Here is a 203-nt window from a genome sequence, read left to right as displayed (position 1 = left end):
GTGGCGGAACGGACGGGACTCGAACCCGCGACCCCCTGCGTGACAGGCAGGTATTCTAACCAACTGAACTACCGCTCCACCGAATTTTTCTACATCCACTGATTTCACATCAGCTTACTGCTTAATTTGATGCCTGGCAGTTCCCTACTCTCGCATGGGGAGACCCCACACTACCATCGGCGCTACGGCGTTTCACTTCTGAG

General features: G+C 54.7%; 1 tRNA gene. It reads right to left on the bottom strand.

The annotated features are described in order from the left end of the window. Nucleotide 1: 1 nt before the first annotated feature. Nucleotides 2-78 (bottom strand) — tRNA-Asp (locus OGV67_RS02520). Nucleotides 79-203 lie beyond the last annotated feature (125 nt).

The sequence above is a fragment of the Citrobacter sp. CK188 genome (assembly GCF_030333525.1).
Lineage (GTDB): Bacteria > Pseudomonadota > Gammaproteobacteria > Enterobacterales > Enterobacteriaceae > Citrobacter_B > Citrobacter_B koseri.
The sequence above is the reverse complement of the archived record's forward strand: the minus strand, read 5'-3'. Positions and strand labels throughout refer to the sequence as shown.